The organism is Bradyrhizobium sp. CCBAU 45321 (assembly GCF_028128975.1).
GTDB classification, from domain to species: Bacteria; Pseudomonadota; Alphaproteobacteria; order Rhizobiales; family Xanthobacteraceae; genus Bradyrhizobium; species Bradyrhizobium yuanmingense.
This window is the reverse complement of the sequence record NZ_LFKZ01000129.1, coordinates 537,066-557,170: the sequence shown is the minus strand read 5'-3', so window position 1 is coordinate 557,170 and position 20,105 is coordinate 537,066. Positions and strand designations below refer to the sequence as shown.

Here is a 20,105-nt window from a genome sequence, read left to right as displayed (position 1 = left end):
TGGGGGCAGTTGCTAGAGCGCCGTGACGCGCTCGGGATCGGCGGAGGCGAGCGCTGCGGCGCGTTCGGCTTTGGGCGGATAGATCCAGACCGTGTTGATCTCCTGCTTGGTCTTCTTGGCGACGTCGCCGACCATCTCGACCGTGCGCTCCCAGCCGCGGGTGAACAGCGCGCCGGCTTCGCCGAGGTCGAGGCAGGTGACGTAGGCTTTCTGGTGATAGGGTCTGGTCGGAACGCCCAGCAGCTCGGCGGCGGCGTTGTTGCCGGCGAACGCGCCCATCCGGGTCGCGTGTTGACATGACATCAACGCGTAATTGCCGACATCGTCACACGCCGCCCGTGCGGCATCGCCAGTGGCGAAGACGCCGCTGACCGATGGGACGCGTAATTCGCGGTCGACGAGCAGCCGGCCAAACTGGTCGCGTTCGGCCGGGATCTGCGCCGTCAACGGCGCTGCACGGATGCCGGCGGCCCAGATCACCGTCTCGCACTCGATCTGCTGGCCATTGGAAAGCGTGACGCCGGACTTGTCGAGCGAGGCCACGCCGACACCGAGCCTGGTTTCGATGCCGAGCTTCTGCAGCGCCTCCTCGATGATAGGGCGGGGGCCTGCGCCCATATCCGGGGCGATCGCCTCGTTGCGGTCGACTATGACCACGCGCAGCCGGGCGTCCTTGCCGAGAATCTTGCGCAGGCGCGACGGCACCTCGGTTGCCGCCTCGATGCCGGTGAATCCGCCGCCGGCGACGAGGACGGTATTGCGTGCCTTCGAGGCCGGGCGACTCGACAGCCCGTGCAGGTGACGATCGAGCGCAATGGCATCATCGAGCTGGTCGACGCTGAAACCGTATTCGGCAAGGCCAGGAACGTTCGGCCGGAACAGCCGGCTGCCGGTGGCGACCACCAGCCGGTCGTAGGACAGCTTTCTCCGCGTGCCTTGCGCAGCAGCGATCTCGACCACCTTGGACTTGGTATCGATTGCCTCGGCATGGCCACGGACATAAACGACGTCGATCGCCTTGAAGACGTCCTGCAGCGGTGCGGTAAGGGTCTCGGGCTTTGGTTCGTAGAGTCGCGGGCGAACCACGAGCGTCGGTTCGGGTGCGACGAGCGCGATCTCGAGCTTGTCGGGCGAAGCGCCCTGAATGTCGCGCAGGCGGGCGGCTGAAAGGGCGGCATACATGCCGGCGAAGCCGGCGCCGATGATGGCGATGCGCATGTTGATTTTTCCTCGAGTGATGTGATTGGGATGAAGGCCGGGCTATGCCGTCACGAACCTGAGCAAGTCGGCATTGACGATGTCCGGATGGGTCGTGCAGACGCCGTGTGGCAGCAGATCGTAGATTTTGAGGGTGCTGTGCTTCAAAAGCCGGGCGGACAGCGGCGCGGAGTCGGCGATGGGGACGATCTGGTCGTCGCTGCCGTGCAGGACGAGCGTCGGCACGGCGATGCTCTTCAGGTCTTCGCTGAAATCGGTCTCCGAGAAGGCCTTGATGCCGTCGTAATGGGCCTTGGCGCTGCCCATCATGCCTTGACGCCACCAGTTCCAGATCGCCGCCTGCGAGGGCTCGGCGCCCGGACGGTTGTAGCCGTAGAAGGGGCCGCTCGCGAATTCGAAATAGAACTGCGACCTGTTGGCCGCGAGCTGCCGGCGCAGGCCGTCGAAGACCTCCAGGCGCAATCCACCGGGATTCGACTCGGTCTTCAGCATCAGGGGTGGCACGGCACCGATGAGCACAAGCTTGGCCACGCGGTCACGGCCGTGACGGGCAACGTATCGCGTCGCCTCGCCGCCGCCGGTGGAGTGGCCGACGTGAATGGCATTGCGAAGATCGAGGTGCTGGGCGAGGGCGGCGACATCGGCGGCATAATGATCCATGTCGTGGCCGTCGCTGACCTGGCTGGAGCGGCCATGGCCGCGGCGGTCATGGGCGATCACGCGAAAACCCTTGCCGAGGAAGAACAGCATCTGGGCGTCCCAGTCGTCGGCGCTGAGCGGCCAGCCGTGATGGAAGACGATCGGCTGCGCGGACTTCGGTCCCCAGTCCTTGTAGAAGATTTGGACACCGTCGCTGGTGGTGACGAAGGCTGCACCGTCGTTCTTGCCGACCGAAAGCGCGGCGCTCTCGGCATCGCGGCCTACCGCCGAGGTGGAGCGGACGGTCAATGACGCCGCGTACAGAAGTGTGGTTGCCAGGATATTTCGCCGCGAGGTGCTCGCGAGCCGACTGACGGATGTGATCAAGGGCATTTGCTGCTTCCATTGCAGGTGGGGGGCACCATGAATGTCTAGCGAACCGGGCTTGCCCGTGCCCCAGCGCGATTGCCGCGATTGCATCGCGATTGCTGCTATCGACCGCGCCGCCGCCAATCGCTCGGCGATTCCCCCGTCAGCTTTCGAAACGCGGCGGCAAAGGCGGTCTGGGAGGAGTAGCCGAGCGCGACGGCGATCGAGACGACGGAGGCGTCGGTGTCGCGCAGCATGTTCATGGCTTGCTCGAGCCGGTGCTGGCGCAGCCAGGCATGGGGAGAAAGCCCGGTACTGTCCTTGAATGCGCGGCAGAAGTGAAAGCGCGATAAGCCGGCCTCGGCGGCAAGCGCTGCGAGCGAGACGTCGGCATCACTGTCGGATCGCAACCGCTCGATCGCCCGAAGCAACGTCTTCGGCGCCAAGCCGCCCCTGGCCGGAGCGATCGTGCCCGGCGAGCCGGTGTGCGCAGCCAGAAGACGCGTCGCAAGCAAATCCATGAGTTGCTGTCTGAACAGCGTGTCGAGGGCTTCGTTTCCATCGAGCACGTCCGCTGCGCTCAGGAGCAGGCGGGACGTGACGGGATCGGGATGTGCGGTTCGCTCCAGGAGTTCGGACGGTGCGCCGGCTTCGGCTTCGTCCGCAACGCGCTTCAGCGTTGTCTGCGGAAGGTAGAGCTGTACGACGTCGACCGGTTTTGGAATGTCCCACCGGGAGCTCGACCCCTCCGGAATGATGATGACGACGCCCGGGCGAAAGGTCCCGATTGCGACGGATTGCCCGGAGCGTCGCTCCATGCGCTGCACCGTGCCGTTGTAAGCCATGATGACGTGGTGGCTCATCGGCGCAACGACGTCGTGCAAGGGCTCGTGCTTCCAGTGAGCAATCCCGGCGCCGGAGGAGTCCAGCGCCATGCGGAAAGGCATCGTCCCGAGCACCCGCGCCATCTCCTCACCGGCAGCGGGCCGATCGCCTGACAGGACGACGTCGCGCCGCATTTGAGACGCGGCGGGGATGTCGTTCGGAGATTCGTGCAATACGACTTTGCTCATGGCTTTGCCCGGGTGGCGGCGCGTCGCTGGGGCGCGACAAATCGACCATCGTTTCAGCCGCGCAGAGCGGGGCCGAACAGCCGGTCTTGGCGATCTGCTCAAAGGATGGATCAGGTCCGAAGGCGATCCATCGAGATTCCGATGCCGTTGATTTACAGGTTCTAGGCAGCGCGAAGATCTGTGTCTTTCCTGATACTGCCGCGCATTGCCTGATCCTGCTGCGCGCGTCGGGCGCCCGCTAGTCGCGCGCGTTTGTGAAAAGTCGTGATGTCGACGCTGCGGTTCGGCGGCCCCTCACGTCGCCAAAAGCAAGCACCGAACAATTTGAAATGTTTGACAAATTTGGATGGGATTAGATCGGGGAGGGGTGCGACTTCGTCAATCGTGGACAGCGGTGGGGGATACCGATAAAGGTTCCTGCAAATGGCAGGTTGCTGTGGCCTGCTCTACGACGGCACAGACGAGACACAGGATGATCAGGACAGGCGCGTACGGTGAGCGGATCGGAGCATTCCTCCGCCTCGATGATGTGCCGCCCACGCTGATGACGCGGTCGCTGCGCAACGCCGAGATCGCAGTCACGGAAACGCGAAACGACAATCCGGTGCCGGGTCTGTCCGGTTCGTTTGCTGCGGAAGACGCCTATCTCGTCAGCCTGAAATTGCGCGACTATCCGGAGTGCGAGCTCTGGGAGCAGGGTCGTCACCTCACAAAGGCAGACGTCCATGCCGGGACGACTTATCTATACGATCTCAAGGCCGACCCCCGCTACGTGATCGACAAGCCGTTTCACTCTCTGCATTTCTACGTGCCGCGCTCGGCGCTCGATGGTCTCGCCGATCAGTCGGGGGCGCGGCGCATCGATGCGCTCGACTGCGGCCCCGTCGGGCACGATGATGCCATCATCCGTCATATCGGCGCTTCCTTGCGCGACGGACTGCGCCGGCCGGGCGAGGCCAACCAACTCTTCGTCGACCACATGATGCTGGCGCTCACGGCTCATGTCGCCGAGACCTATGGAGGCTTTCGGCACAAGGCCGAGACCACCCGCGGAGCGCTTGCGCCATGGCAGCTCGCGCGCGCATGCGACAAACTTGAAGCGGATCTCGGCGGCAAGCTGCCGTTGCAGGCGATCGCTGCGGAGCTCGACCTCTCTGTCAGCCACTTCTCTCGTGCGTTTCGCACTGCGACCGGCCTGCCTCCTCATCGCTGGCTTCTGCATCATCGCGTGAGAACCGCCAAGCGCCTGATGCGTGAGCACGGTCTCTCACTGTCCGAGGTTGCTATTTCGGCCGGTTTTGCCAACCAGAGCCACTTCACGAGGGTGTTCTCCGCGATCGTCGGCGTCAGCCCGGGTGCATGGCGGCGCGATGCGCAGGGAGCAGCAAACCGCGAAGGCTAGGCGTGCTTCGTCGCCCCCTTACGGCACAAGCGTGGTGAGCGCGTAGACGACGACCGCAGCGCCGAGACAGCGCCGCCAGGGGTTCACGCCGCGGACGATCTCGTCGGCGCCCCAAATCATCAGTCCGCCTTTGAAGACGATTGTCAGGACGACGCTGGCTCTTCCCGCGGAAGGCCAGATCCAAAGCAGAAGGCCGGCGACGATCACGATCCATAGGATGAGGTTGGGCCATTGCGCGATGGTGATGGCGCCGATTTCGCGGCTCCTGAAGAACCAATCGAGGAATCGGCGCACGATCACCGCGTCGGTCAGATCACGACCTCGCCCTCTTCGCGGCCCTTCCAATACGTGATGCGGTTGGCTTTGACCTTGATCAGGACAATTCCCGGCGTATCGATGCCGTTGTCGAACCACTTGTCGAGGTCGCTGGTCCAATGCTGCTGGAAGGCGGCCTTGTCGCGGATCAGCTCGGCAGTCCCTTCGACCGCGACGTAGATTCCCTTCGAGAATAGGCCCGCCTCCGATGAGAATCCGAGCGCTACCTTGGGATTTCGTTGGATGTCCGACACCGTCCGCGCCTGTTCGTAGGTGAAGTAGTACGAGGTGCCGTCGTAGGCGACGTCGCCATTGTTGCTCATCGGACGGTTGGCAATTTCGCCGTTCTCGGTGTGCGTCGAGAGAATGGCGATGTCGATGCCGGCCATTTGCTTTGAGATTTCGGCGAGCGACTTCTTGGGCATGAACTTTCCTCCAGTGGAGCGGAGGCAACGACTGGATTGGGCCCATGTTCCCTGAAGCCGGGGACGAAGTGCGCGCCCGCGGTTGAGCAATGACTCGCTTATTACCGGCGGCGGTCTGACGGTTGGGCGGTCATGCTCGAAGAGCGTGAGTGTTGCGATCGGCCTCTTGATGCTCCTCGCCGCAGTTCTAGAACTGATCCCGCCGCAGTCCCCATCCACGGGGATCACCGTGCCCATGATTGTACTGCGCCCGCGAGGCGAAAAACACCACGAGCGCACGCACCCATGCGGTCAAACCAGGCCGTTTTCGGCGATTTCGAGCCAGCTGTGGTGGCACGAGAAGAACCGAAGGACACGCCTGAGTGTGTATCGGGCATGGGCCCGATGAGGCAAGTGAAGGACCCGCATCTTGGAGTTACGATCCCAAAATTTGAGGCGCTCCCGACGCGGGCTTGGGCTGTCGACTCGCCTACTGCCAAGATCGGCGCCGCATCGCCAAGGTACCAGTGACTTTTGAACGCTTGCGCATTCGTCGTTCCTCAGCCTTTTCCAGGCGGGTACGAAGGTTCTGAAGCTCCGTCAGTTGAGAGCTGAGCGACAAAACACGTTGACGCAGAATCGCAATACGGTCGCACTGACCACGAGTACTCATGACGCGCCCTAAACTATGACTGTCAGGAAATGAACAGCTGGGCCAAGAAACAGAATGGACTTAAACCTATGAGTGTTGATGACCATAGCAAAGGTTCATGAAATTTGGTTGACACGCGCGGCAGGGACGCCGCCGACCGCGATCGGGACACGCCAAGGGTCAAAGCGCCGTTGGTTCGGTGATTTTGCGCGACCGCCCCAGGTCGATTCCGAGTTCCTTTACGGAAAACCGCTGCTAGAGCACAAGCCCGAGCACCAACCAGCTGGCAACAGACAAACAGACGCCAATTCCCAAATACGGCAATGCAATGCGCATGGTCATTCCTCCATGCCTAGACGCGACGAGAACATGGTCAGATACGCAGATTCGGGGTGCCAGCCCTATATTCCATGCGATGTATGAGCTGTTTAACGGCATCCGACGAGTATATTTAATTTGACTTTTGAATATGGTCAAAATTATATGTATTTGAGTTAATTGTTATATTTAATTTGGGCGTGTCGCCGCGCCGCAACACATTATCTACGCGTGTTCTGATCGGGTGCCGAAACCATGCGAACAGGCTGGGCGATCGCTCCATTGGAGTTGCTCTTGAGAGAGGCGTGATGCATGCGCCAATCAATCGATACTGCACCCAAGGGTCGAGACAACACCCGGATAGATGATGCGGCGGGGGCCGTTGAGCTCGGTCACGGGTTGCCCGAGACGGGCAGATGGGGCGCAAAGGACGGCTCAGCGCTCTGCTCTTCACGGACCCATTGGTTCGGTGAGACCGAGGATATCGATCCCGAGGAGACGGGTAGTTCGCTCATTGCAGCTGTCGTTCTGGTCCCCCTTATCTTCGCTGGGGTAGCCCTGCTCGGTGCTTTCGACCCGTTCAAGGCACAACCGACTGCCGAAATGACTCGAATCGACAGCGGGAGCGCCGCCGGCCTAGACCAGCGGCCTGACTTCGCGACCGGATCGCCAGCACTCCTTCAGAGCGAAACGTCCGAGGCCCCGATTCAGGCAGTCTCTGCAAGCGCGGCGGGCCCGCCACAACGGCTCGACGCCGACGGGCGCAGTGACTCGCTCTCCGGTGAACTGGCCGGCGCGCGCAGGGAGCTCGAAGAGGCGGTCCAGCGCACGCATGCAGCGGAAACTGCTGCGGAGGAGCTGCGGCAGTCTCTTCAAAACGAGCGAGCCCGCAGCGCCGCGTTCGCGGACGAACTTGCCGGAACCCGCCGCGAAGTAGAGGCTCGTATCGCGCAGGCGCGCGAGGCGGACGAGGTGGCCGCACAGCAGAGGGATGCGGCGGCGTGGGAGATCGCTGAACTGCGGCAGTCCCTGCAGCAGGAGCGGGAAAAGAGCGCCGTCCTGGCGACGCGAGTGAGCGCCGCGCAGGCGATAGCGGCAAGCGCTGAGCAAGAACGCTACGAGGCGCAGTCACGCGCCGCCGCCCTCGCGAGCGAGCTTGCCGGCATGACTCGCGGATCGGCTACGGCCGACGGTGCGACGGCGGAGCAAAGCGAGGCGGCGGGCGGGGAGATCGCGGAATTGCGGCAGTCCTTGCAGCAGGAGCGCGAAAGGAACGCAGCCCTCGCGCAACAGGAGGACGCCGCGCGGTCGGCAACGGCGAACGCCGAGCAACAACGCCGTGCCCTCGAAGAGGCACAGGCTCATGCTGCCGCGCTGGAGAGCAAGCTTGCGCAAACGCGCGGCGTCATCGAATCGCTGAACGGGCATCTGCGCGAGGCGAACGATGCAGCCTCGCAGCAGAGACAGGCAGCGAACCGGGAAATCGCCGAACTGCGACAGTCGCTGGAGCGGGAGCGGAGCAGGACTGAAGCCAGGGAGAGAGAGATCGCCTCGGTATCGCGCCTTACCGATCAGCATGCCCCGGCGGCGCAAAGAAGCGACGGCCCGATCTTGTCGACGGCGCAGAACGTGACCGCAACGGAGCCGCCGACGAATCCAGGCCAGGACGAGGTGGAGGCCCGATTGATCCCGCGTGCCAGAGCGTTGCTCGATCAGGGCAATATCGGTGCAGCGCGGATCGTGCTCGAGCTCGCAGCCGAGAAGAACATTGCGCAGGCGACCTTCATGCTCGCGGAGACATATGATCCAGCGGTTCTGGCCGCTTGGGGCGCCTATGGAACGCGCGGCGAGGCGGCCAAGGCGCGCGAGCTCTACGCGAAGGCGCAGAGGAGCGGCATTCGCGGAGCCAAGGAACGACTGGATGCATTGCATCACTGAGAGTGGGCTTTGCATTCATGCTGGGACGAGTGGTTGCAGTGGGCATCCGGAAAGGAACGACATGAACAAGCTGCCAAGGTCGCTCTCGTCGCTCCTGCTCGCCGCGCTGGTGCCGATGGCCGTGCTGCTTCAACCGACTTGCCTGGAAGCACAAACCGCAAGATCCGCCAAGGCGGATGCACAAATCGTCCAACGGCCGCTTCCTCAGGAGAGAGAAAAGGACCGGATGAACGCCTGGACCGTCGGGCTCGCCGGCGGCCTGCTCGAGGGCGCGCCGATCCGCCTCGCGGCCGAAATGGCCCGTGTCGTCGACGACGGAGCACAGCTGCATCTTTTGCCGATCGTCACCCGGGGCGCCACCGACAATCTGAATGCGCTACTCTATCTGCGTGGTGTCGACACCGCGATCATCAATTCCGACGCCCTCGACGAGTACAAGCTTCAGGTTCCGCAGATCCAAAGCCGCATCACCTACCTGCTCAATCTGTTCCCGTCCGAATTGCACATCTTCGTGCGGCCGGAGATCACGAGCCTGCAGGACCTTGCCGGCAAGAAAGTGAACTTCAATACCCAGGGCACCGCAGCCGCCTATTCCGGACCGCTGATCTTCAGCCGCCTCGGCATCGACGTCGACAAGACGTTCATTCCGCATCAGCTTGCCCTGGAACAGATGCGCAAGGGTGAGATGTCGGCCGTGGTGTTCATCACATCGAAGCCCGTCGACGCCTTCGTACGCGGTCGTTGGGAAGCGGGATTCAAGTTTCTCCCGGTCCACTACGACAGGAGATTCGAGGACTATTATCTGCCCGCGACGTTGGACGCGATCGAGTATCCCAATCTGATCAAGCAGGGCGATCGGGTCTCGACCATCGCGGTGCCGACAGCGCTCGTTGCGTTCAACTGGCGGCCAGGCTCGAATCGCTATCAACGCGTGGCGCGCCTCGTCGATTACCTGTTCTCGCGGATCGACCGCCTGCAGGCACCAGGCTTTGATCCGAAATGGCGGTCGATCAATCTCGCCGCAACCATCCCGGGACTCACCCGCTTCCAGGCAGCGCAGGAATGGCTGGATCGCCAGGCACGCAGCGCCCAGGCGAAGCCATGAACGCTGCCGTTGCTCCGCTCGCCGTCGCCTTCAACGTTGCCTGCGGAATCGCTTACGCGCAAAGCACCGGCGATTCCACGGAAGCACTTCGGGCTTGTTCGGGCATGGACGGATCGGCCCGGCAGGAATGTCTTCAAGATTCATCACGTAAGTTGTCACGGCCTGCCCGGCGGGTGTCGGACGATAATTGGCTAGTCAGCGAGACCACCTCGCCGGTCGACTATTCGCCGATCGTCACCGCCACCACATACTCTGTCAGCGGCTCCGATGGAGCCGCGATGCAGCTCGCAATCCACTGCCGCAAAGGCCGCACCGAAGTCACGGTCGCCGGATCGGCGCTGTCACGGAGCGCCAACGAATACGTCATCTCCTTTCGGCTGAATGCGGACACGCCGATGCAACTCGCGGCAGCATCGCCGTCATTCGGCTCCGGCGTCGCTTTCGGGGGCGACGTCGTAAAGTTGCTGAACGCGCTACCCGACGAGGGTCACATCGTCGTGCGCCTTTTCGCCCGCACGGGTCAGGTGCAAGACGGACAATTCCTGCTCAGCGGATTCGAGAAGGTGCGTAGGAGAATGGCGGCTGCATGCAAATGGCCACATAGCGTCGCCAGACCAGGAAGGTGATGGTCAGGGAACGGGAGACACGAGATGATCAATCTGAAGTTGGCGATGGCAGCGATGGCGATGCTGCTCCTGGTCGGATCAGACGCGCAGGCGGAGCTGGACAACCAGTTCAACCCGCACTCGAGCGCGACGAATCAAGTAAGCAATCCGAAGCAACCGGGTAGACAGGCGCAGGCGAGCAAGCCGGGACAGACTCGCACGAGCAAGCAATCCCCTGCGACCAGGGCGGCGATGGCCCAGGCGACAAAGCCCGAGATCGCCAGAAAGCCGCATCAGCTGATATTGCAGGTCAATTCCAATGACACCGCGATGATGAACCTCACGCTCAACAATGCGAGCAATGTCGCGCAATATTACCGCGATCTCGGTGAACCAGTGTCAATCGAGATCGTCACCTTCGGTCCGGGTCTTCATATGCTGCGCGATGATACCTCGCCGGTAAAGCCACGCATCGAGGTGCTCGCGATGAGCAATCCCGAAATCTCCTTCAAAGCCTGCGGCAACACCCAGGAAAATATGCGGAAGGCGGAGAGCAAGGACGTCAATCTGATTCCGCAGGCGACGGTGGTCAAATCGGGTGTCGTCCGCGTCATGGAGTTGCAGGAACAAGGCTGGAGCTACGTCAAACCGTGAGGTCCGGCGACAATGAGGCCGTCGGATGCGCAGTTGGAGCGGAATGGCTTTAGGTTGAATCGATTGCCATGGGCTCGGTGCAACCTCTCCCGCTCTTGTCCGCCGAAGCCTTGGCGAAGGCGGATGCGGGAGAGGTCACGCCACCTGGCCGCGCCGACGGCGCGCCCGACGACAGGCTCCGGCGCGGGTCAGGGCTTTCTCCTGTCGGGGCTATCCCATTGCGGAAACATTCCCCAGCCCTCTCCCGCAAGCGGGAGAGGGAGTGCACTTACCTTGTAGCAATCAAACTGTCGGCGGCGTGCCAGAAGGCCGCTACGAAGTCCCGCCTTAGAACTGATACCGCCGCAGTCCTCCACCGGGATCACAGTGCCCGTGATGTACCGGGCCACGGGTGAGGCCAGGAACACCGCGAGTGCAGCGAGATCTTCCGGTTCACCCCAATAGCCGACCCGGATCTCCTCCTCGGCAAAACGCTCGCGATAGTCCGGCGGGTATGGTCGCACGCTCCCTTGGTCTTCTGCTTTTGTTGTTCGTTTTCTGCCCTATCCCGTGGGCTTTGCGAATTGCCCGACCGAGACGAGCAGTGGTAACCAAGAGCCTTGCCGAAGGAGCAAGAGCCTTGGCGAAGGAAAAGGCGTCGAAGGATGGTCTGGGATCCGCAGCAATATCTGAAGTTCTCCGGCCATCGGCTCCGGCCGGCCGTCGACCTGTTGATGCGGATTCCGGATTTTGCCCCGCGCGCGATCGCCGATCTCGGCGCCGGCGCCGGCAACGTCACCAAATTGATCAGGGAGCGCTGGCCGGAGGCGCGCGTGACCGGTGTCGAGGGCTCGGCGGAGATGGTCGCGGCAGGACGCAAGGCCGCCCCTGACGTGGAATGGTCACATGAGGATCTCGGCCATTGGAGTCCCGTCGGGCAGTACGACCTGATCTATTCCAATGCCGCACTGCATTGGCTACCCAATCATGCGGCGCTGTTTCCGTCGCTGATGGAGAAGGTGACGCCTGGGGGCATGTTCGCGGTGCAGATGCCGCGCAATTTCCTCGCGCCGTCGCATGTGCTGATCGGCGAGACTGCGCTCGATGGCCCATGGCGGTCCAAGGTGGAGCATCTCGTCACCCCGCCGCCGGTGGAAGGGCCGGCCTTCTATCACGATCTGCTCGCGCCGATGTCGGCCAACATCGACATCTGGGAGACCGAATATCTGCAGGTGCTCGAAGGCGACAATCCCGTGAAGGAATGGACCAAGGGCACCTGGCTGACGCGCTATCTCGACGTTCTCCAAGGCGAAGAGAAGGCCGCGTTCGAAGCCGCCTACGGGATGCGCGTCGCAAGGGCCTATCCGAAGAATGCGGCGGGGCAGACGCTGTTCCCATTCCGGCGCCTCTTCATGGTCGCGCAACGCAAAGGCTGATGACGCTGCCGCAATGCGGCATAGCATGCGTTGCCTTGGACTCGCGCGGATGCCGGCTTGCGCATTCGGCGGTCATCACGTTAGCTTGGCAGCGCTTAGCTCTCGTTGTTACCGACGGCTGCGGCCCAATAGCAACAATACCAACGGTCGGGGGCAATTGCGCTCCCGACCGTTGCGCTTGAACGATCCAATGGGGGGACACAAGTTGCTGCGTGTGCTGAATCGTTTTCTCGATCATCTCGAGGAATGGCTGATCGCGACGATGATCGCGGCTGCGACGTCGCTCATCTTCGTCGCGGTGCTGCACCGTTACGGCGCCGGGCTGTCGATCGACATCGCCAAGTGGGCGGAAGCCCGCAACCTCGCCTTCCTCGCCGTGCCCGCGCGCGCGACGTTCGCCTGGCTCGCTGCGCTCGATTTGTCGTGGGCGCAGGAGCTCTGCATCTACATGTTCATCTGGATGGCGAAGTTCGGCGCCGCCTATGGCGTGCGGACCGGCATCCATGTCGGCGTCGACGTGCTGGTCAACATCCTGCCCGGCGGCTCGCGCCGCCGCATCATCACCTTCGGCCTCCTGTGCGGCGCGCTGTTCACCGCCATCGTCGGCTATTTCGGAGCCGCCTTCGTCACCCACATGTGGCACAGCGGCCAACAGTCCAACGACCTCGAAGCGCCGATGTGGTTCGTGTATCTCACCATCCCGCTCGGCTCCGCCCTGATGTGCTTCCGCTTCCTGCAGGTCGCCTGGTCGTTCTACCGCACCGGCGAGCTGCCGCATCACGATATGGCGGGCGTCGAGGGTGTCGAGGCGGATCCGGTGCATCCGGCGCCGGTCACGCCGACCCAGGTGGTCCGGGACGAGCGCAGCCCGCTCGGCTGGATCCTGATGCTGCTGCCGGTCCTGATCGTCGCGCTGTGCTTCGCGCATGCCGGCCACGTCATCACGCTGCCGCAGGGCCTGCGCGTCTTCATCGTGTTCGCGCTGCTGATCTCGCTGATGCTGACGGGCATGCCGATCTCGATCGCGCTGGGTCTGACCGTGCTCAGCTTCATGTTCACGCTGACTGACGTGCGAACCGAATCGGTGGCGCTGAAGCTGTTCACCGGCATCGAGAATTTCGAGATCATGGCGATCCCGTTCTTCATCTTGGCCGGCAACTTCCTGACCCATGGCGGCGTGGCGCGGCGGATGATCACCTTCGCGACCTCGCTGGTCGGCCATTGGTACGGCGGCCTTGCGCTGTCGGGCGTGGTCGCCTGCGCGCTGTTCGCCGCGATCTCAGGCTCCTCGCCGGCGACCGTGGTGGCGATCGGCTCGGTGATCCTGCCCGCGATGGTCGCGCAAGGCTTTCCCAAGCGGTTCGGCGCCGGCGTGATCACGACGTCGGGCTCGCTCGGCATTTTGATTCCGCCATCGATCCCGATGGTGCTCTACGCCGTCTCCACCAACAGCTCGGTGGGCAAGCTCTTCATCGCCGGCATCGTGCCGGGGCTTGCGCTCGCCACGCTGCTCGGCATGACGACGTTCTATCGCGCCTGGCGCAACGACTATCCGCGGATGCCGAAGGCGACCTTCATGGAGCGTCTCGATGCGTTCCGCAAGTCGATCTGGGGCATCCTCCTGATCGTGATCGTGATCGGCGGCATCTACAGCGGCCTGTTCACGCCGACTGAAGCTGCCGCCGTCAGCGCGGTCTACGCCTTCATCGTCGCGGTGTTCATCTACAAGGACCTGAAGCTGCGCGACGTGCCGCGCGTGCTGCTGTCGTCGGCCAACCTTTCGGCGATGCTGCTCTACATCATCACCAATGCCGTGCTGTTCTCGTTCCTGATGACCTACGAGAACGTGCCGCAGGCGCTGGCGCAATGGATGATCGACCAGGGCCTGGGCTGGATCGGCTTCCTGCTGCTTGTCAATCTGCTGCTGCTGCTAGCGGGCAACGTGATGGAGCCGTCATCGATCATCCTGATCATGGCGCCGATCCTGTTTCCGGTCGCGGTCAAGCTCGGCATCGACCCGATTCATTTCGGCATCCTGATGACGGTCAACATGGAGGTCGGCCTGTGCCATCCGCCCGTCGGTCTCAATCTCTACGTCGCCTCGGGCATCGCCAAGATGGGGATCACCGAGCTCACGGTCGCGGTGTGGCCGTGGCTGCTGACGATGCTGGGCTTCCTCGTGGTGGTGACCTATTGGCCCGGCCTGTCGCTGTGGCTGCCGCGGCTATTGGGGATGTAGCGGTGCGAGCGGCACGAGCGGTGGGCGCAACTCTTTCCCCTGGAGGGGGAGGGTCGATCGCGCGGAGCGCGAGCGGGGTGGGGTGATCTCTCCACTCGGGCACTGTTGGATGTGGAGAGACCGTCACCCCACCCCGTCTCACATATCGCTGCGCTCCATGTGAGCCGACCCTCCCCCTCCAGGGGAGGGTAAGAGCCGCCGCATCGTCTCGTACTTTCTGTCATCGCTCTCCGCACGCTCGCTGTCATCGCCCGGCTTGACCGGGCGATCCTCTATTCCAGAGGCCGCCGTGCTTGAGCCGAGACGCCGCGGCGTACTGGATGCCCCGGTCGAGCCGGGGCATGACAGTGTGCCTTGAGGTGAGAGAGTTGCCTTCCTACTCCGCGCTGCTCACCAGCTTGATCCGCGGTGCCTGCGCCTCGGTCAGGCTGCGATAGGCGGCGAGGTAGTCCAGGGCCATGCGCCGCGCGGTGAAGCGCGTCTCGAACTGCTTGCGGATCGCGGTGCGGTCGAGTTGCGGAAGCCGGTTCACCACGCCCGCGGCGCTGATGACGTCCTCGACGATGAAGCCGGTGAGGCCCTCGTCGATGATCTCCGGCACCGAGCCGCGGTTGAAGGCGACGACCGGCGTTCCGCACGCCATGGCCTCGATCATGACGAGGCCGAACGGCTCCGGCCAGTCGATCGGCAGCAAGAGGCCGAGCGCGCTGCTGAGGAAATCCGATTTCTCGTGATCGCTGATCTCGCCGATGAAATCGACCAACGGATTGTTCTCGATCATCGGCCGGATCAGCTCGTCGTAATAATCCTGGTCGGCACGGTCGACCTTGGCCGCGATCTTGAGCGGAATGCCGCAATGGGTCGCGATCTTGATGGCGCGATCGACGCCCTTCTCGGGCGCGATGCGGCCGAGCACGGCGAGGTATTCCTGTTTCGCCGGCTTCGGCGTCAGCAGATTCTCCGGCAGGCCGTGGTGGATCGTCGTCACCCAGTTCGCCTGCGGCACCGGCCGCCGCTGTGCATTGGAGATCGAGATGACCGGCATCTTGGTGAAGGTATTGAAGACCGGCTGATGCTCGGGAAGATCGAGCCGGCCGTGCAAGGTCGTCACGAACGGGGTCGGCTGGCGGTGGAACAACGACCAGGGATAATAGTCGAGATGGAAGTGGAGGAAATCGAACTCCTCGTCGTCACATTTTTGCCGCACCCGCTCCAGCAGCACCATGTGCAGCGCGTTGGGATCGCGCACGGAACCGTCGAGCCGAAGCGCCCGCGGCCATAATGCATCGAGCTTGGCCGATGTCCGCGAGTCGCCGCTGGCGAAAAGCGTCACGTCATGGCCCAGGGCCACCAGCTCTTCCGTCAACCAATGCACCACCCGCTCGGTGCCGCCATACAGCTTGGGTGGAACAGCCTCCGTCAACGGAGCTACCTGCGCGATGCGCATCTCACCATCTCCTCTGCGATCATGAATGTTGAAACCCCCGCCTTTACGGCACCGGCAATGCCAGACGAGGGAACGTTCCCGCACCTGCGAAGTTCCTTCCCGCGAACGTTACATATTCGACACGTCGGGGAAGCGTCGCGATGCTGCCACTACATCTTCGCAGATCGTCCGCATCCGCATGTCGTGATGGGATTGCCCGGGAACCGAGGCGAAGCGGTCGATGTTCACTCGACCAGTAACGAAACGAAAAACCAGCATAACGGGGCGACAGCCATATGGATCAGCTTTCTGGGTACGCGCGTAGGCCATTTGCCTTTGTCCTGCGCTATCTCCGGCGTCGTCTCGCGTCGCATTTGGTGATCCTGGCCGCGGTCGTGGGGGCCGTTGCCTGCTCCGTAGGCACCCAGTATGGCGTGAAAGCCCTGGTCGACGCCTTATCCGCCGGTCCCTCGTATGGCGGTGGCGTATGGCTGGCATTCATTCTGCTCATGTCACTGATTGCCGCGGACAACTTCCTGTGGCGGATCGCGAGCTGGACAGCGAGCTTCACCTTCGTCCGGGTCACGGGCGATTTACGGCGTGACATATTTCGTCATCTGACCGGTCACGCGCCGAGCTACTTCTCGGACCGGATGCCCGGCATGCTGACGAGCCGCATCACCGCGACCTCGAACGCGGTGTTCACCGTCGAGAACATGTTCGTCTGGAATGTGTTGCCGCCGTGCATTGCCACAATTGCGGCAATCATCCTGATTGGAACCGTCAGTCCCTATATGGCGCTCGGCCTGATCGCGATCGCGGGCGGCATGGTGGTTGCGATGTTTCGTCTCGCCGCGGCAGGCAAGCCGCTGCATGACGATTTCGCCGACAAGGCCGCGCTGGTCGACGGCGAGATGATCGACGTCATCAGCAACATGCCGCTGGTGCGCGCCTTTTGCGGCATCACCCACGAGCATGAGCGGTTCGACGCGACGGTGAACCAGGAGCTGACCGCGCGCAGCCGCAGCCTGCGTTATCTGGAGAAGCTGCGGCTGTTGCATGCCGTGATCACCGTGCTTCTGACCATTGCGCTGATGGCCTGGGCGATCTCGCTCTGGCAAAAGGGCCAGGCGACGACCGGCGACGTCGTGCTGGTCTGTACGCTCGGCATCTCGATCCTGAGCGCGACGCGCGATCTCGCGGTGGCGCTGGTCGACGTCACCCAGCACGTCGCGCGTCTGACCGAGGCGATCGCCACGCTACTGGTGCCGCACGAGCTCCGCGATCACCCCGAGGCCGAGCCCCTGGTGAAGAGCGGCGCGGCCATCGCGTACAACAACGTCACCTTCGGCTATCCCGGCAGCGACAAGATCTTCGAGCGCTTCAGCCTGCGCCTCCAGCCCGGACAGCGCGTCGGACTGGTCGGCCAGTCCGGCGGCGGCAAGTCGACGCTGTTCACGTTGCTGCAGCGCTTCTACGACGTCGACGAGGGCAACATCACCATCGACGGCCAGGACATCTCGAAGGTGACGCAGCTGAGCCTGCGCGAGGCGATTTCCGTCGTGCCGCAGGACATTTCCTTGTTCCATCGCTCCATTCGCGAGAACATCCGCTACGGCCGGCCGAACGCGACCGACGACGAGGTGCTGCGCGCGGCGATCGCGGCGCGCTGCGACTTCGTCGAGAGCCTGCCCGAGGGCCTCGACACCATGGTCGGCGACCGCGGCGTCAAGATGTCGGGCGGCCAGCGCCAGCGCATCGCCATCGCGCGCGCCTTTCTGAAGGACGCGCCGATCCTGCTGCTGGACGAGGCGACCGCCGCGCTCGACAGCGAATCCGAGGAGGCGATCCGCGAGGCGCTGTCGCGCCTGATGCGCGGCCGCACCGTGATCGCGATCGCCCATCGCCTCGCGACGCTGCGCAATTTCGATCGCGTCGTGGTGTTGAGGAATGGTAAGATCATCGAGGACGGCTCGCCCGAGCGCCTGATGCAGGGCCACGGGCCGTATCGTGAGCTGGTCACGCAGGAAATGAGCCGGCTCGCGCAAGCCGCCGCGTAGACCAACAGTCGCGTTCTCGAGTCGGTCGCGTTTCGAATCAAGCGCAGGGGAGCAGCTCATGTCGGCAGAAGCCGTAACCCAGTTCGTCTCCGTGACGCGGACCTCGGAACAGGTCGCGGAACAGCCTTTCTACATTCCGATGACCGGGCCCTCGGCCCGGCCGCGGCGCTCGCTCAAGCACGACGACACCTTCATCGTGCTCGACAGCCATGGCGACATCGGCGCGTCCGCCGGTGGGCCGGACGGGCTGTTCCATCATGACACGCGCTATCTTGCGCGGCTGGAGCTCGTGCTCGACGATCTCCAGCCGCTGCTGCTCGGCTCGAATCTGCGCGACGACAATTCGGCGTTGACCGTCGACCTCACCAATCCGGACATCTACCGGCAGGGCAGCCTCGTTCTGCAAAAGGACCTGCTGCACATCGTGCGCACGATCTTCCTGTGGCGCGGCACCGCCTATCAGCGCATCGGCGTGCAGAACCATGGCGAAGGGCGCACCAGCTTCAACTTGACGCTGCTGTTCGGCAACGACTTCGCCGATCTGTTCGAGGTCCGCGGCGAGCGGCGACCGCGCCGCGGCATCGGAACGAGCCGGCTGCTCGGACCGACCGACGTCCTGTTCGAATATCGCGGTCTGGACGACACCGAGCGGACCACCGGGCTGCATTTCGATCCGCGCCCGACGCGGCTCTCGGTCGATGCCGCGACCTGGGAGCTCGACCTGGAGCCGCACCAGGCCAAATCGCTGTTCGTCGCCGTGTCCTGCAACCGGCCGCTCGCGGAAAAGCCGGTGCGGTTCTTCCCGGGCCTGCTGGCGCACCGCCGCGAGATGCGGCACCAGACGGCTGGCGCGGCCAGCATCGAGACCTCCAACAACATCTTCAACGAGGTGCTGTGCCAGGCCATGGCCGACCTCAACATGTTGATGACCGAGACGCCACAGGGACGTTATCCCTATGCCGGCATTCCCTGGTACTCGACGACGTTTGGGCGCGACGGCCTCATCACCGCGCTGCAGATGCTCTGGGTCGATCCGCGCATTGCCAAGGGCGTCCTGCGCCGGCTCGCGCATTTCCAGGCCGCGGCGGTCGATCCGCTCGCGGACGCCGCGCCCGGCAAGATCCTGCACGAGATGCGCGGCGGCGAGATGGCCGCGCTCGGGGAAGTGCCGTTCGCGCATTATTACGGCAGCGTCGATTCGACCGCGCTGTTCGTGCTGCTCGCAGGCAGCTATTTCGAGCGCACCGGCGACAAGGCCACGTTGATCGAGCTGTGGCCCGCGATCGAGGCGGGGCTCGCCTGGATCGACGGTCCGGGCGATCCCGATCAGGACGGCTTCGTCGAATACCAGCGTGCCACCGAGAAGGGGCTGGCGAACCAGGGCTGGAAGGATTCCTATGACGCGATCTTCCATGCCGACGGCCGGCTTGCCGAGGGCAACATCGCGCTCGCGGAAGTCCAGGGCTACGTCTTTGCCGCCAAGCAGCTCGCCGCGCGTTGCGCGCTGCGGCTCGGCAAGCCGGACCGCGTTCGCAAGCTCGAGGCCGAAGCCAAGGCGCTCGCCGAGCGCTTCGAGCAGGCGTTCTGGTGCGAGGAGCTCGGCACCTATGCGCTTGCGCTGGACGGCAAGAAGCGGCCCTGCAAGGTCAGGACCTCGAATGCCGGGCAGGTCCTGTTCAGCGGTATGGTCCGCGAGGACCGCGCGCGTCTCGTCGCCGCCGATCTGATGCGGCCGCATTTCTTCTCGGGCTGGGGCATCCGCACCGTCGCGCAAGGCGAGGTGCGCTACAACCCGATGTCCTATCATGACGGATCGATCTGGCCGCACGACAACGCGCTGATCGCGCTGGGCCTGGCGCGCTACGGCCTCAAGCATTCGGTGGCGCATGTCTTCAAGGGTCTGTTCGATGCCGCGACCTACATGGACCTGCGCCGGTTGCCCGAATTGTTCTGCGGCTTCCGGCGCGAGAAGCGGCGCGGGCCGACGCTCTACCCGGTCGCCTGCGCACCGCAGGCCTGGGCCAGCGCCACGCCGTTCACGCTCCTGGAAGCGGCGCTCGGCCTCGAGTTCGACGTGGCGCGGGGCGAAATTCGCCTGCGCAACCCGCATCTGCCGGCGTTCCTCAACGAGGTGATCCTGCACGATCTGCGCCTCGGCGAATCCAGCGTCGATCTTCGCGTCAGCCGTCACGGCGACGACGTGGCGCTGGAAGTGTTGCGCACGCGCGGTCAGATCCAGGTCTCGATCGTGCTGGCGCGCTAGAGGCGCGAGG

At 63.7% G+C, this 20,105-nt stretch carries 16 protein-coding genes and 1 pseudogene; 10 read left to right on the top strand and 7 right to left on the bottom strand.

The genetic code is table 11. The features are described from left to right. Nucleotides 1-12 precede the first annotated feature (12 nt). From ACM43_RS32350 to ACM43_RS32340, 3 genes are all read right to left on the bottom strand, one after another. Complete coding sequence (locus ACM43_RS32350) at nucleotides 13-1,218, bottom strand: NAD(P)/FAD-dependent oxidoreductase (protein ID WP_271545597.1); 1,206 nt, start codon at nucleotides 1,216-1,218, stop codon at nucleotides 13-15. A 42-nt stretch (nucleotides 1,219-1,260) separates the two neighbouring features. After that, a complete protein-coding gene (locus ACM43_RS32345) occupies nucleotides 1,261-2,250 on the bottom strand; it encodes an alpha/beta fold hydrolase (RefSeq protein ID WP_271545595.1) in 990 nt (329 codons plus the stop codon). A gap of 98 nt (nucleotides 2,251-2,348) precedes the next feature. After that, the gene (locus tag ACM43_RS32340) at nucleotides 2,349-3,299 is read right to left on the bottom strand and encodes a helix-turn-helix domain-containing protein (protein ID WP_157280942.1); all 951 of its coding nucleotides are present in this window, start codon (nucleotides 3,297-3,299) and stop codon (nucleotides 2,349-2,351) included. Nucleotides 3,300-3,771: 472 nt separating this feature from the next. Between ACM43_RS32340 and ACM43_RS32335 the strand changes: the two genes are divergently transcribed. After that, on the top strand, nucleotides 3,772-4,701 hold the full coding sequence (locus ACM43_RS32335; RefSeq protein ID WP_271545592.1) for a helix-turn-helix domain-containing protein: 930 nt from the start codon (nucleotides 3,772-3,774) through the stop codon (nucleotides 4,699-4,701). Nucleotides 4,702-4,719: 18 nt separating this feature from the next. Here the strand turns inward: ACM43_RS32335 and ACM43_RS32330 are convergent, their stop codons facing one another. Beyond that, a complete protein-coding gene (locus tag ACM43_RS32330; protein ID WP_271545591.1) occupies nucleotides 4,720-4,995 on the bottom strand; it encodes a hypothetical protein in 276 nt (91 codons plus the stop codon). A gap of 14 nt (nucleotides 4,996-5,009) precedes the next feature. Next, nucleotides 5,010-5,441, bottom strand: a complete 432-nt coding sequence (locus ACM43_RS32325; protein ID WP_157280943.1) for a pyridoxamine 5'-phosphate oxidase family protein — start codon at nucleotides 5,439-5,441, stop codon at nucleotides 5,010-5,012. Nucleotides 5,442-6,702: 1,261 nt separating this feature from the next. Here ACM43_RS32325 and ACM43_RS32320 point away from each other — a divergent pair. The 4 genes from ACM43_RS32320 (at nucleotide 6,703) to ACM43_RS32305 (ending at nucleotide 10,692) form a co-directional block, all read left to right on the top strand. Then, nucleotides 6,703-8,328 (top strand): hypothetical protein, encoded by a 1,626-nt coding sequence (locus tag ACM43_RS32320; RefSeq protein WP_271545588.1) that lies wholly within the window; start codon nucleotides 6,703-6,705, stop codon nucleotides 8,326-8,328. A gap of 61 nt (nucleotides 8,329-8,389) precedes the next feature. Next, entirely contained in the window at nucleotides 8,390-9,433 is a 1,044-nt protein-coding gene (locus ACM43_RS32315) for a TAXI family TRAP transporter solute-binding subunit (RefSeq protein ID WP_271545586.1), read from the top strand. Further along, nucleotides 9,430-10,059, top strand: coding sequence for a hypothetical protein (locus ACM43_RS32310; RefSeq protein WP_271545584.1), 630 nt, complete (start codon nucleotides 9,430-9,432; stop codon nucleotides 10,057-10,059). Before ACM43_RS32315 ends, ACM43_RS32310 begins: the two co-directional genes overlap by 4 nt. A 24-nt stretch (nucleotides 10,060-10,083) precedes the next feature. Beyond that, entirely contained in the window at nucleotides 10,084-10,692 is a 609-nt protein-coding gene (locus ACM43_RS32305; protein WP_271545582.1) for a DsrE family protein, read from the top strand. Between the two features lie 188 nt (nucleotides 10,693-10,880). Here ACM43_RS32305 and ACM43_RS32300 read toward each other — a convergent pair whose 3' ends face one another. Beyond that, nucleotides 10,881-11,195 carry an SDR family oxidoreductase gene (locus tag ACM43_RS32300; protein WP_271545580.1) on the bottom strand — a complete coding sequence of 105 codons (315 nt, stop codon included), beginning with the start codon at nucleotides 11,193-11,195 and terminating at the stop codon, nucleotides 10,881-10,883. Nucleotides 11,196-11,336: 141 nt separating this feature from the next. Between ACM43_RS32300 and ACM43_RS32295 the strand changes: the two genes are divergently transcribed. The 3 genes and pseudogenes from ACM43_RS32295 to ACM43_RS38675 all read left to right on the top strand — a co-directional run bounded on the left by ACM43_RS32295 (nucleotide 11,337) and on the right by ACM43_RS38675 (nucleotide 14,346). Continuing rightward, a complete protein-coding gene (locus ACM43_RS32295; protein ID WP_271545578.1) occupies nucleotides 11,337-12,107 on the top strand; it encodes a methyltransferase domain-containing protein in 771 nt (256 codons plus the stop codon). Further along, a pseudogene (locus tag ACM43_RS38680) lies at nucleotides 12,043-12,846 on the top strand (TRAP transporter small permease); the annotation flags it as partial. The gene ACM43_RS32295 and the pseudogene ACM43_RS38680, both read left to right, overlap by 65 nt. 219 nt (nucleotides 12,847-13,065) lie before the next feature. After that, the gene (locus ACM43_RS38675; protein ID WP_246732131.1) at nucleotides 13,066-14,346 is read left to right on the top strand and encodes a TRAP transporter large permease; all 1,281 of its coding nucleotides are present in this window, start codon (nucleotides 13,066-13,068) and stop codon (nucleotides 14,344-14,346) included. A 376-nt stretch (nucleotides 14,347-14,722) separates the two neighbouring features. On the opposite strand, the gene ACM43_RS32285 is transcribed toward ACM43_RS38675, so the two are convergent. Beyond that, nucleotides 14,723-15,793, bottom strand: coding sequence for a glycosyltransferase family 4 protein (locus ACM43_RS32285; protein ID WP_271545576.1), 1,071 nt, complete (start codon nucleotides 15,791-15,793; stop codon nucleotides 14,723-14,725). Between the two features lie 275 nt (nucleotides 15,794-16,068). On the opposite strand from ACM43_RS32285, the gene ACM43_RS32280 reads away from it, so the two are divergent. Continuing rightward, complete coding sequence (locus tag ACM43_RS32280) at nucleotides 16,069-17,832, top strand: ABC transporter ATP-binding protein (RefSeq protein WP_157280949.1); 1,764 nt, start codon at nucleotides 16,069-16,071, stop codon at nucleotides 17,830-17,832. Nucleotides 17,833-17,890: 58 nt separating this feature from the next. After that, the gene (locus ACM43_RS32275) at nucleotides 17,891-20,095 is read left to right on the top strand and encodes an amylo-alpha-1,6-glucosidase (protein ID WP_271545574.1); all 2,205 of its coding nucleotides are present in this window, start codon (nucleotides 17,891-17,893) and stop codon (nucleotides 20,093-20,095) included. The last annotated feature ends 10 nt before the right edge of the window (nucleotides 20,096-20,105 follow it).

What these genes read in the sequence shown, in the direction of transcription:
- ACM43_RS32350 (WP_271545597.1), bottom strand. Translation starts at nt 1,218, where the DNA reads ATGCGCATCGCCATCATCGGCGCCGGCTTCGCCGGCATGTATGCCGCC.
- ACM43_RS32345 (WP_271545595.1), bottom strand. Translation starts at nt 2,250, where the DNA reads ATGCCCTTGATCACATCCGTCAGTCGGCTCGCGAGCACCTCGCGGCGA.
- ACM43_RS32340 (WP_157280942.1), bottom strand. Translation starts at nt 3,299, where the DNA reads ATGAGCAAAGTCGTATTGCACGAATCTCCGAACGACATCCCCGCCGCG.
- ACM43_RS32335 (WP_271545592.1), top strand. Translation starts at nt 3,772, where the DNA reads ATGATCAGGACAGGCGCGTACGGTGAGCGGATCGGAGCATTCCTCCGC.
- ACM43_RS32325 (WP_157280943.1), bottom strand. Translation starts at nt 5,441, where the DNA reads ATGCCCAAGAAGTCGCTCGCCGAAATCTCAAAGCAAATGGCCGGCATC.
- ACM43_RS32320 (WP_271545588.1), top strand. Translation starts at nt 6,703, where the DNA reads ATGCGCCAATCAATCGATACTGCACCCAAGGGTCGAGACAACACCCGG.
- ACM43_RS32315 (WP_271545586.1), top strand. Translation starts at nt 8,390, where the DNA reads ATGAACAAGCTGCCAAGGTCGCTCTCGTCGCTCCTGCTCGCCGCGCTG.
- ACM43_RS32310 (WP_271545584.1), top strand. Translation starts at nt 9,430, where the DNA reads ATGAACGCTGCCGTTGCTCCGCTCGCCGTCGCCTTCAACGTTGCCTGC.
- ACM43_RS32305 (WP_271545582.1), top strand. Translation starts at nt 10,084, where the DNA reads ATGATCAATCTGAAGTTGGCGATGGCAGCGATGGCGATGCTGCTCCTG.
- ACM43_RS32295 (WP_271545578.1), top strand. Translation starts at nt 11,337, where the DNA reads ATGGTCTGGGATCCGCAGCAATATCTGAAGTTCTCCGGCCATCGGCTC.
- ACM43_RS32285 (WP_271545576.1), bottom strand. Translation starts at nt 15,793, where the DNA reads ATGCGCATCGCGCAGGTAGCTCCGTTGACGGAGGCTGTTCCACCCAAG.
- ACM43_RS32280 (WP_157280949.1), top strand. Translation starts at nt 16,069, where the DNA reads ATGGATCAGCTTTCTGGGTACGCGCGTAGGCCATTTGCCTTTGTCCTG.
- ACM43_RS32275 (WP_271545574.1), top strand. Translation starts at nt 17,891, where the DNA reads ATGTCGGCAGAAGCCGTAACCCAGTTCGTCTCCGTGACGCGGACCTCG.